Source organism: Candidatus Providencia siddallii, from assembly GCF_964026685.1.
Classification (GTDB): domain Bacteria; phylum Pseudomonadota; class Gammaproteobacteria; order Enterobacterales; family Enterobacteriaceae; genus Providencia_A; species Providencia_A siddallii_A.
Map to the genome: position 1 here is coordinate 685,266 of NZ_OZ034688.1, position 13,005 is coordinate 698,270.

The 13,005-nt window shown below is 21.0% G+C and carries 9 protein-coding genes; 4 read left to right on the top strand and 5 right to left on the bottom strand.

The features are described 5' to 3' along the window. Positions 1-204: 204 nt before the first annotated feature. Positions 205-1,596, top strand: coding sequence for a basic amino acid/polyamine antiporter (locus AAGD61_RS02980; protein ID WP_341764957.1), 1,392 nt, complete (start codon positions 205-207; stop codon positions 1,594-1,596). An 11-nt stretch (positions 1,597-1,607) separates the two neighbouring features. On the opposite strand, the gene hrpA is transcribed toward AAGD61_RS02980, so the two are convergent. Further along, positions 1,608-5,423 carry an ATP-dependent RNA helicase HrpA gene (gene hrpA / locus AAGD61_RS02985; protein ID WP_341764958.1) on the bottom strand — a complete coding sequence of 1,272 codons (3,816 nt, stop codon included), beginning with the start codon at positions 5,421-5,423 and terminating at the stop codon, positions 1,608-1,610. 196 nt (positions 5,424-5,619) lie between these two features. Further along, positions 5,620-6,291 carry a tRNA (adenosine(37)-N6)-threonylcarbamoyltransferase complex dimerization subunit type 1 TsaB gene (gene tsaB, locus AAGD61_RS02990; RefSeq protein ID WP_341764959.1) on the bottom strand — a complete coding sequence of 224 codons (672 nt, stop codon included), beginning with the start codon at positions 6,289-6,291 and terminating at the stop codon, positions 5,620-5,622. 563 nt (positions 6,292-6,854) lie between these two features. Between tsaB and pyk the strand changes: the two genes are divergently transcribed. Next, a complete protein-coding gene (gene pyk, locus AAGD61_RS02995) occupies positions 6,855-8,297 on the top strand; it encodes a pyruvate kinase (RefSeq protein ID WP_341764960.1) in 1,443 nt (480 codons plus the stop codon). Positions 8,298-8,465: 168 nt separating this feature from the next. On the opposite strand, the gene AAGD61_RS03000 is transcribed toward pyk, so the two are convergent. Together AAGD61_RS03000 and AAGD61_RS03005 are read right to left on the bottom strand one after the other, a co-directional pair. After that, a complete protein-coding gene (locus AAGD61_RS03000) occupies positions 8,466-9,146 on the bottom strand; it encodes a metal ABC transporter solute-binding protein, Zn/Mn family (RefSeq protein WP_341764961.1) in 681 nt (226 codons plus the stop codon). Continuing rightward, positions 9,118-9,384, bottom strand: coding sequence for a hypothetical protein (locus AAGD61_RS03005; RefSeq protein ID WP_341764962.1), 267 nt, complete (start codon positions 9,382-9,384; stop codon positions 9,118-9,120). The genes AAGD61_RS03000 and AAGD61_RS03005 overlap by 29 nt, the downstream gene beginning before the upstream one ends. 112 nt (positions 9,385-9,496) lie before the next feature. On the opposite strand from AAGD61_RS03005, the gene znuC reads away from it, so the two are divergent. Both znuC and znuB read left to right on the top strand, forming a co-directional pair. Continuing rightward, positions 9,497-10,207 carry a zinc ABC transporter ATP-binding protein ZnuC gene (gene znuC / locus AAGD61_RS03010; RefSeq protein WP_341764963.1) on the top strand — a complete coding sequence of 237 codons (711 nt, stop codon included), beginning with the start codon at positions 9,497-9,499 and terminating at the stop codon, positions 10,205-10,207. 41 nt (positions 10,208-10,248) lie between these two features. Continuing rightward, complete coding sequence (gene znuB, locus AAGD61_RS03015) at positions 10,249-11,040, top strand: zinc ABC transporter permease subunit ZnuB (protein WP_341765307.1); 792 nt, start codon at positions 10,249-10,251, stop codon at positions 11,038-11,040. 46 nt (positions 11,041-11,086) lie between these two features. Here the strand turns inward: znuB and aspS are convergent, their stop codons facing one another. Then, entirely contained in the window at positions 11,087-12,835 is a 1,749-nt protein-coding gene (aspS, locus tag AAGD61_RS03020; RefSeq protein ID WP_341764964.1) for an aspartate--tRNA ligase, read from the bottom strand. Positions 12,836-13,005 lie beyond the last annotated feature (170 nt).

Genomic DNA, 13,005 nt, shown 5'->3' on the forward strand with positions numbered 1-13,005 from the left:
TTTATTATACTATACAAGTATTTAATTAAAATGGCAAATACCAAAAAAAATTTTATATAAAATTAATATATTAAAAATTAACAAATATTAATTTTTAATATATTTTTTTAAAAATATAAAAATAAAATAATTGATTGTAATATTAATTATAATTATAATTTTAATACAAAAATTTTTATATTATATTTTAAAATAGGATTAATTTTGAAAAATACATTAGGAATTACAGCTTTAACTGCATTAGTATTTAGTTCAATGGTTGGGGCAGGAATTTTTAGTTTACCTCAAAACATGGCAGCGGCAGCTGGTCCCATGGCATTAATTATATGTTGGACTATTACTGGAATAGGAATTTTATTTTTAGCTTATTCTTTATTAATATTATCAAGAATTAGACCAAATTTAGATGGTGGTATTTTTACATGTGCAAAAGAAGGATTTGGTGAACTTATTGGTTTTTGTTCAGCTTGGGGTTATTGGTTATGTGCTATTTTAGCTAATGTTTCTTACTTAGTTATAATATTTTCTACTATAAGTTTTTTTACAGATACAAAATATAATGTTATTTTTGGTGACGGAAATACTTTTCAATCTTTGATTGGTGAATCTATATTATTATGGTTCATTCATTATCTTGTAATGAAAGGTATAAAAACTGCTGATGTCGTTAATAAAATAACAACTATAGCAAAATTAATTCCATTAGGATTATTTATAATACTATCCATTATTTATTTTAAATCAAATATTTTTAATGCAGATTTTAACGGAATAAAATTAGGAATACCTATATGGGAACAAGTAAAACGCGCAATGTTAATTACATTATGGGTATTTATTGGTATAGAAGGAGCAGTAGTTGTTTCAGGAAAAGCTAAAAATCGTAAAGATATAGGCTTAGCAACAATATTTGCAGTTATTTTTGCATTAATAATCTACATATTAATTACATTATTATCATTGGGGGTTTTACCACGTGAAATATTATCTAAAGCAAAAAATCCTTCAATGACAGCATTAATGGTAGAATTAATAGGACCAACAGGAACTTTTGTAATTGCCTTAGGATTAATAATTTCAATTTGTGGTGCTTATTTAAGTTGGATAATTATGTCATCAGAAGTTCCATATATAGCATCTAAACATAAATTATTTCCAAAAATTTTTAATAAATTAAATTTAAACAATACTCCATTTGCTTCTTTATTATTAACTAATATTACAATACAAATTTCAATTATACTCATTTGGCTTAGTGGTAGTAATTATAATACATTACTAACAATTTCATCAGAAATGATATTAATCCCATATTTTTTAGTTGGAGCTTTTTTAATACAAACAGCAATTAAAAATCATAATAAAAAAATGTTATTAATTGGTTTTTTTTCTAGTATATATGGATTATGGTTAATATATGCATCTGGTGTAATAAATTTACTTTTTTCTGTAATATTATATGCTCCAGGAATAATAATTTTTTTATATACGCGATCACAATATCCAATAAAATCAACACTAAATATTTTTGAAAAAATTGGTATATTTTTAATAATTACCAGTGCAATACCAACTATTATTTATTTATTAAAATAATTTAATATTTTTTAAGAAAACCTAAATTCATTTAAAATATTTAAATTTGTTTTTTCTATAATTTCTTTTATTTTTTTTTCTGATACCTTATATGGAGTACCTATATGCTGTGCAAATATATTAATTCTTAATTCTTCAATCATCCAACGTATATGTTCAATATCAAACAATATTTTTTTTGATACAACGTTTTTATTAACTAATTCTTGCCATAAATTTTGTATATATAATATTTTATTCATTTTTATCAAATCATTATTCGAATTAATTAATATTTTTTCTAATCTTATTTTAATTCCATATAAATAACGTAAAATATCATGTAATTTAATTCAACCGTATAAACTAATAAACTCATTAAAAATTAAATTTGATAATTGTTTTTTTAAATCTGCTAATGATAAACTCATAGAAAAATTACTACATTTTTTTATTTGTTTATTAATTAAAAATAAAACATCAAAAATTTCTTTTACTAAATTAATTATCTCTATAACTACATTATCTAATTCTAGATTAATATATTTTCTTATTTTTTCAAAATCTTCTTTATTCCAAATTAAATATCCAAATTTTTTTATTAAATAATCAATTGAACATAAAATACAATCATCAATTAATTCTGAAATACTATTATAACAATTAAAACATAGTATCATCTTATATTTTTTTAACAAATTTCTATTTAAAAGTTTAATTATAGTGTTATTATTTAATAATATTAATCTTCGTATACCTTTTAACATTGATTTTTCTTGTTCATATTTTGTTTCAAATAAACGAATGCTTACACTATTTTTTTTATCAAATAATGCAGGATATAATTTTATTAAATATTTTCCATATTTAAATTCATAATACTGTGGTATTTCTTTAAAATTCCATTCATAAAAATCAGTTTTTATAAAATTATTTTTAACAATTTCAGACAATATTTCTTTTATATTTTCTCTTAAAGACTCTTTTAATAAATTAAGATTTTTTCCTTTTAAAATAACTTGATTATTATGATCAACAATACAGAATGTCATTTTTAAATGCATTGGAAGTTTATCAAGTTTCCAGTATTCTTTTTTTATCATTACACCTGACATTTTGTAGAATTCATATTCTAATCTATCAAAAATATTTTCTTCTAATGAAAAAGTTTTTTTAAGAAAATCAGATACATATTTTGATATTGGAATAAATTTACAACGAACAAATTTAGGTAATGTTTTTATTAAAGATACAATAAGTTCATATCTAAATCCAGGAACTAACCATTCAAATCCCATATTTTTAATTTGATTTAAAATCATTAATGGGATAAATACAGTTATTCCATCAAAATAAGAACCTGGGTTAAAACTATAAGAAAGAACAAAATTAAATTTATCTTGTTTTCAATAACTTGGATAATTAATTTCAGATATTTCATTTATATTGTCTTTTAAAAACATTTTTTTCTCAAAATGCAATAAATTTGGCTGTTTTTTTGATATTAATTCCCACCAGTAATTAAATTCTTTTAATGAAAAAATATCTTTAGGAATACGTTGATCAAAAAAAGAAAATATAGTTTTTTCATCAATTAAAATATTTTTACATCTTATTTTATTTTCTATTTCTTTAATTTCATTTATTAATTTTAAATTTTTTTTAATAAAATCATAAGAAATATTAGAAACATTATCAATAAATACATTATGAATAAATATTTCACGACACAATACAGAATTAATTTTATTATAATTCACTAACCTAGATAAAATATTCAAACCATAAAAAATAAGTTTTTCTAAAACAATTACTTTTCCTTTTAATTTAGACCAATATGGATTACTATATTTTTTTTTAATTAGATGATCAGCTAATAATTCAATCCATTCTGGTTTGATAAATGCTGCAATTCTACAATAAAGTTTAGATGTTTTAATAATTTCATATGCCATAATCCATTTTACTTTTTTTTTAAATAAAACAGAATTTGAAGATATAAAAAATTTTGTATTTCTTATACCTATAAATTTAAATTCAAATATATCTTTTTTACCAACATTAAAAAGAAAACCAGATAATAACGAAATATGTATATTATAATAATTAAAATCATAAATTTTTATAACTATACCTTGATTTTCTACTATTTTTTTTAATTTTTTATATAAATCTTGCCATTCACAAATTACTAAATAATTTAAAAATTCTTGATTACACATCTTTTTAAACTGAATATTAGATAATAATTTTTGTTTATTTATTAAATAATTCCATAAATTTAAATATGATATAAAATCAGATTTTTTATCACAAAATCTATTATGTTTTTCATTTGAAATTTTTTGTTTATTTAATGGATATTCTTTTGGATCTTTTATTGAAAGTGCTGAAACAATAATTATTATTTCATTTAAAACATTATATTTTTTTGCTTCTACTATTATACGTCCTAATTTAGGATCAATAGAAAATTTAGTTATTTGTCGACCAATATCAGTTAATATATATTTACTAGTATTTTTAGTATCTAATTTAATAGCATTTAATTCTTCTAAAATTTTTATTCCATCTCGTATATTTCTTTTATCTGGAAGATCAATAAAAGGTAATGAATTAACATTATTAAAACCAATAGAAATCATTTGTAAAATAACTGATGAAAGATTACTTCTAAGATACTCCGGGTCTGTAAATTTAGGACGAGAAAAAAAATTTTCTTCTGAATATAAACGAATACAAATACCATCAGATAAACGCCCACACCGTCCTTTTCTTTGATTTGCTGACGCTTGAGAAATTTGTTCAATTTGTAATTGATTTATTTTTTTACGATAATTATAACGTTTTATACGTGCATAACCAGTATCAATTACATATTTAACACTAGGTATCGTAATAGATGTTTCTGCAATATTAGTAGATAGAATAATTTTTCTACTACTACTAACATCAAAAACAATATTTTGTTCTTCATTTGAAAGTGATGCAAATAATGGTATAATTTTTGTATTAAATAATTTTAATTTTAATAATACATTATAAACCAAAAAAATTTCATATTCACCGCACATAAAAATTAAAATATCTCCGTTACCATCTGAAGATAGTTCTTTTATTGCATCTACAATACAATTAACTTTATAATAATTATTATTAGTTTTATATTTATTTGGTCTATAACGAACTTCAATAGGATAAGTACGACCAGATACTTCAATAAGAGGTGCTTTTGGAAAATAATTAGAAAATTGTTCTAGTTCAATCGTAGCAGAAGTTATAATTAATTTTAAATCACATCGTTTTGTCAACAATTGACGTAAATATCCTAAAATAAAATCTATATTTAAAGTTCTTTCATGTGCTTCATCTATTATGATAGTATCATATTTTGATAACATTTTATCTTTTTGTAATTCTGCTAACAATATCCCGTCAGTCATCAATTTTACTTGAGTAACACTATTAATTTTTTCTTTAAAACGAATTTTATAACCAATATTTTCTCCTAATTTACATTTTAATTCTACTGAAATACGTTCGGCAACTGAACATGTTGATAATCGTCTTGGCTGTGTATGACCAATAATACCTTTTATTCCTCTGCCGATTTCAAGACAAAATTTAGGAATTTGAGTAGTTTTACCTGAACCGGTATCACCTAAAATAATAATTACCTGATTTTTTTTAATTAATTCCAAAATCACATTTTTTTTTTGATTAATAGGTAATTCTTTTTTATATATAAGATCATATGGATTTAAAAATTTACTAATAACTACTTCTTTAGTATTTTTAATATTTGATTTATTTTCGCTTGAATTTATATTAAATATTTTTTTTATCATTATTTTTTTTAAAAAATTTTTTTAATAAACATATTTAAATTTAATAGAATATTATTAATAAAATATTTTTTATACTTTTATTAATTAAAATTATAATTTAATTATAAAATAATTTACTAAATAAAATATAATAAAATAAAAATTATTTTTAAATTTAAATTTTCAAAATTAATATTTTAATATTAAATTATTAATTTTATATAGTAGGATTTAATAAATAAGTTGGTTTTATATCTTCTATTTTAATGATTTTATTTTTATATAATAAATCTCTTACAATAAACAACATATCCTTTGCACAAGGAAAAATTATTTTACTAAAAATAATTTTTTTAGAATCTAATAATTCAGGATAAATATCCCAACAATTTCCAGCACAATACCATTTTCCAATTAAAGAATCCAAAAAAATTTTAATTTCTTTTAAACTAATTAAAACTTCAAATTTTTCTCCTATCCATATATTATTTTTATTACGATAATATTTTGAAAAAAAAATTTTAGACATTTTAGCATTAATCCCAACTAAAATTTTTGATTGTCCAGTAACACGATAAGCTCCTTCAGCAAGTATCATTAATGTTGATAGACCGATTAATGGTAAATTACTTCCAAATGCTAAACCTTGAGAAATCCCAATTCCTACTCTAATTCCAGTAAAACTACCAGGTCCTTTAGAAAAAACTATAGCATTTAATTCGCTTAATTTTATTTTAACTTCAGATAATATTTCATCTATCATTGGTAATATTTTTTTTGAGTGTTCATTAACAGAAATTAAAAAACGCGAAACTATTTTTTCATTATAAAATAATGCAACAGAACAAGCATTTGTTGATGTATCAATAGCTAAAATACGATTTAACATATTAAAACCTTAATAATTATTTTAAATTAATTTAAAATAATTATTTTTATTTATATTTAAATTTTTATTTTTTTGTATTTTATATAAATAATTTTATAAAAAATATAAACAATCAAAATATTAATATATTTTATTATAAAAATTATTTTAATAATTAACTATATAGTAAAATATATTAATCTATATATCAATATCATATACATATATCAAATATCAATATAACTAATATTTTTTAATAAAACTTAAAATAAATTTCAAAACAAAACATCTAAATAATATTTATCAAAATACTATATTTAATTTTTTTTAAACATAAAAAAAATAATTTTTTATATATAATAATTAATTAAATATTAAAAAATAATAAAATTCACTTTTATATAAAATTATTATATTTTATATAAATAAAAATTAAATTAATAAAAATATAAAAATATTTTTATTAAAAAATAAAAAACATTTAAAATTATATTTAATTATAAAATATCAAAAATATAAAATATAACTATATTATAAAATATTTTTTATAAAAAAATCAAAATTATCTATAAATGGTATATTACATGTCAAATAGACTTAGAAGAACTAAAATTGTTGCAACACTTGGCCCATCTACTGATGATAACAACAATCTTGAAAAAATTATTAATGCAGGAGCAAATGTTGTTAGACTAAACTTTTCTCATGGAAGTCAAGAAAAACATATTAAACGTGCAAACAAAGTACGTAAAATTGCTAATAAACTAAATAAACATATTGCTATACTTGCTGATTTACAAGGTCCAAAAATCAGAATTTTAAATTTTAAAAAAAATAAAATTTTTCTTAAGATTGGTGATAAATTTATCTTAGATACAAAATTACAAAAAGAAGATGGAGACCAAAAAAAAGTTGGAGTTAATTATAAAAAACTTATTTTTGATGTTTTTCCTAATGATATTTTAATACTCGACGATGGCCATATAAAATTAAAAGTATTAAAAATAAAAAATTTTCAAATTATAACTGAAGTTATAATTGGAGGAAAACTTTCTAATAATAAAGGTATTAATAAATTAGGAGGGGGTATTTCTGCAGATTCATTAACAGAAAAAGATAAATCAGATATAAACGTGGCAGCTAAAATTGATGTTGATTATTTAGCTATTTCGTTTCCTCGTTCAAAAAATGATCTTGATCATACGCGTAATTTAGCACACAACGCTGGTTGTAAATGTCAAATTATAGCAAAATTTGAACGAGCAGAAGCAGTAGCAAATGATACAATCATAGATGAATTAATTTTAGCTTCTGACGCTATTATGGTAGCACGTGGTGATTTAGGTATTGAAATAGGTGATCCAGAATTAATTGCTATACAAAAAAAATTAATTAGACGTTCACGCCAATTAAACAAAGTTGTTATTACAGCAACTCAAATGATGGAATCAATGATTTATAATCATATACCAACAAGAGCTGAAGTAATGGACGTTGCAAATGCAGTTTTAGATGGTACAGATGCTGTTATGCTGTCTGCAGAAACTGCCATAGGGAAATATCCTGTAGAAACTGTAGAAATGATGTCACAAGTATGTTTTGGTGCAGAAAAAATGCCAAATTTAACTACATCTAAATATCGAATAGGTATATCATTTAATAATATAGAAGAAGCTATAGCAATGGCAACTATGTATGCAGCTAATCATCTTAAAAAAGTTAAAGCTATTATATCTATGACAGAATCAGGACATACAGCACGAATGATGTCTAGAATTAGTTCAGGATTGCCTATTTTTGCAATTTCTAGACATAAAAAAACTTTAAATCAATGTTCTCTTTTTAGAGGTGTTACTCCAATTTATTGTGATATTAATTTTAATGGTATTGCAGCTGCTAACAAAGCTATTACACGTTTATATAATGATAATTATTTAAAAAAAGGTGATTTGATATTAATTACTCAAGGTGACTTAATGGGGACTATCGGCAGTACAAATACTTGTCGTATTTTAGAAGTAAAATAAATAAAATTCACAAATTTATTAAATATTTTAATTAATTGCATCTTATAAAAAAATTACAATATATCACTCTAAAAATAAACTAATTTTATATTCGTAATTATAAAACATATATAACTATAAAAAAACAATAGCTATATATGTTTATATAAAATATTAATTTTTATATTTTTAATTTAAACAATTAACATATTGTTTTGATAATCTTATTAAAAATTTCATATAACTATCACGATATATTGGTAAACCTATACCTAGAGGATCTAAAATACCAATATTAATTTTTGTTTTTTTAATAATATTATTAATAACAGCAGAATTAAATTGAGGTTCTAAAAAAATACACTGTACTTTATTTATAATAAATTGATTTTGTATTTGATATATTTTTTTTATACCTGGTTGTATTTCTGGATTTATTGTAAAACAACCTAACGGGGATAATTTATAATATTTTTCAAAATAACTATAAGCATCATGAAAAACAAAATATTTTTTTTTTCTAGATGAATTTAAAATATTATTAACTAATATATCATTCTGCTTTATATTTTTTTTGAACTCATAAAAATTTAATCTTAATTTTTCTTTTTTTTCTGGATAAATTTTTATTAAATTATTACAAATACTTTGTGCAATAATACATGCAATTTTAGGTGAAAGCCAAACATGCATATTATATTGGTAATTAATACGATATTTATTATTTTTATCTTTATCTTTATTATTAAAATAATTATTTTTACTATAAAAATCAGTTATTAATAACGATTTAATACTATTTAATTCTGTTACTGCAATATGTTTATTTTTTGACAATCGACTAATAGGCTTTTGTAAAAACTTTTCCATGTCAGGCCCTATCCAAATAACTAAATCAGCTTGTTTTATTTTTTTTAAAATCACTAGGTTTTAGTGAATAATCATGCGGTGAAAAACCATCAGGAAGTAAAATTTGAATTGGCATGATTCCATCAACAACTCCAGCGGCAATAAAAGCTAAAGGTCTAATAGAAGTAATTATATTTGCAAAAACCAAAGAAGATGGTGAAAATATCATAAAACATATAATAGTATAAAAAATAAACATATAAAAAATATATTTTAATTTGTATATCATATATAGTCTCCTAATTGTTTTAATTTATTAAATAATATAACATTTTATTATACATATTATATAAAAAAAAAAAAAAAATAAAATGCAACAATTAATCAGTTTAAATAAAATTTCTATGTTTTTTAAAAATAAAGAAATACTTAGCAATATAACATTTAATTTAAAAAAAGGAGAAATTATTACACTTTTAGGACCAAATGGTGCTGGTAAAACAACAATTATACGAATCGTTCTTGGATTATTAAAACCTTCTTCTGGATCAATAAAAAAAAAGACTAATATATCTATAGGTTATGTTCCACAAAAATTATATTTAAACTCAACGTTACCTTTAACAGTTAAACGTTTTATAATGCTAAAAAATAACACATGCATTAAAAAAATAATATTAGCATTAAAAAAAGTTAATTCTTTAAATTTAATTAATAAACAAATGCAAGATCTATCAAATGGTGAAATACAACGTGTATTACTTTCACGAGCATTATTAAATAAACCAGATTTATTAGTTCTTGATGAACCAGCTCAAGGAGTTGATATTGCTGGCCAAATAAATTTATATAATTTAATTTATCAATTAAAAACAGAATTATTCTGTACCATTTTAATGGTTTCTCATGATTTACATTTCGTAATGGCTAAATCAGACAAAGTATTATGTATTAATAAACATATATGTTGTTCAGGAAAACCTAACACTATATATAAACATCCAGAATTTATTTCAATGTTTAAATATAATAATATTCATCAGCTTGGTATTTATAATCACAAACATAACAATTCTAACTAAAAAATAGATAATAAAATTATTAATAAGGTTATATTATGAATATAATAGAATTATTATTTCCAGGATGGTTAGCTGGAATATTATTGTCAATAATAATTGGACCATTAGGTTCATTTATTATTTGGAATCGAATGTCTTATTTTGGTGATACAATTGCACATTCATCTATATTAGGTATAGCATTTGGATTGCTTCTAAATATAAATCCGTTTTATACTACAATAGTAGTATTATTGATATTAACATTTATTTTAGTTTTTATTGAAAAACAATCTAAATTTAATATTGATACATTCCTTGGAATTATTGCTCATTCTTCATTATCATTCGGTCTTGTTATAATCAGTTTTATAAAAAATATTCGTATTGATTTTATGTCTTGTTTATTTGGCGATTTATTATCAATAAATTATAATGATATATTAATAATTAGTATTATGGTTTTTATTATTTCTATGTTAATTTTTATAAATTGGAATAAATTATTATCAATAACAACAAATTATGAATTAGCATTTGTAGAAAAAATAAACATTAAAAAAATTCGTTTATTATTATTATTAATGATTGCTATAACAATTGGTATAACTATGAAATTTATTGGAATATTAATTATTAATTCATTGTTAATTATTCCAGCAGCAATAGCAAGATTTTTTTCTAAAACCCCTGAAGAAATGGCAATTATATCTATAATAATCAGTATTATTTCAATTACAACTGGATTATTTTTTTCAACTTATTATGACACCCCAACTGGTCCGTCAATTGTTCTTTGTTCTACAATTTTATTTATTTTAAGTTTTATTATAAAAATTAAAAATATTAATTAAAATTCAAAATTAAAACAATTAAATTATTTTATTTTATTAAAAAATATTAAAATTTAAATAAATCAGATAACATATTTTTATTTATATCACTTGGTGCATTAACCATTAAACACGATGCTGAAGTCGTTTTCGGAAAAGCTATAACATCACGAATATTATCAGTATCAGTTAACAACATTACTATACGATCTAAACCAAATGCTATACCTGCATGTGGTGGGGCGCCATATTTTAAAGCATCAAGTAAAAATTTAAATTTTAAATTTTGTTCTTTTTTAGAAATTCCTAATATATCAAAAACTATTTCTTGCATTTTAGTATTATTTATACGAACAGAACCTCCACCAATTTCGTATCCATTTATAATTAAATCATAAGATTCTGAAATTACACTTTCTGGTTTTTTTATTAAATCTTTTAATGTTATTTTTTTTGGAGCAGTAAAAGGGTGATGCACAGATGTAAAAGTATTTTTTATATCATTTTTAAACATTGGAAAATCAACAATCCATAATGGACGCCAACTATCTGTTTTAATTAATTTTAAATTATATCCTATTTTTTGACGAATCATACTCATTAAATATGATACTTCATTATATTCACCAATACTAAAAAAAAGTATATCTCCATTTATTGCAGATGTACAATTTATTATTGTTTTTAAAAAATCAATATTTAAAAATTTAAAAACTGAACTTTGAATACCCTTTAATCCTTTACTACAATCATTTATTTTTATCCATCCAAATATATCAACATTATCAACAAAAATAACTTTAATAAAATCATTAAGTTGTTTATTAGTTAATAAAAAACTACCAGAAATTTTTAATGCTACACCACATTTTTCAATATTATTTTTTAATTTCAAAAACGTTGTATGTTCAAAATATTTTATAGAATCATATATATCAATTAATTCAATAGGATTACGTAAATCTGGTTTATCTGTACCGTAACGCTTCATAACTTCAGCATATGTCATCACTGGGAATACACCTAAATCAATATTTTTAAATTTAAACCATAAACTACAAATCATATATTCCATTATTTTAATAATATTTTTTGATGTAATAAAAGATGCTTCAACATCAATTTGAGTAAATTCAGGTTGACGATCAGAACGTAAATCTTCATCGCGAAAACATTTTGCAATCTGATAATAACGATCAACACCAGAAATCATTAATATTTGTTTTAATATTTGAGGTGATTGTGGTAATGCATAAAATTTACCTTTATATATACGACTAGGCACTATATAATCTCTAGCTCCTTCTGGGGTTGATTTACTAAGTATTGGTGTTTCAATATTTAAAAAACCATTTTCATCCATAAACTTATGTATAAAATTAGTAATTTTTGAACGAATATATAATCGTTTAAACATTTCTGGACGACGAAGATCTAAATATCTATATTTTAAACGATTTTCTTCCATATTGATTTGATTATTATCTAACGGTAAAGGATCTGATTTATTAAATACTTCAATATTTTCAGCAAATATTTCAATTTCTCCTGTATTAGTATTTTTATTTTGTTGATGTTTTTTACGAATACGTACAGTACCAATAATTTTTATACAAAATTCATTACGTAAGTCAACAGCTTTTTTAAATAATTCATTATTTTTTGAATCAAAAAAAACTTGTACTATACCTTCTCGATCACGTAAATTAATAAAAATTAACTTGCCTAAATTACGATAAGAATCTACCCATCCACAAACTATAACTTTTTGACCATCATTATTTATATTTAAATGTCCACAATAATTAGTACGCATTTATTTTCCTATAAATATTTTTTAAAAAATCAAAAAAAATTTTATATATAATTAAAAAATATTTTTTTATTTAACTTAAATAAATAAAATAAAATTATTCTTAAAAATATAATTTTACAAAATTTTATTATAAAAATATATTAAACACAAAAATTTTATAAAAATTTTTA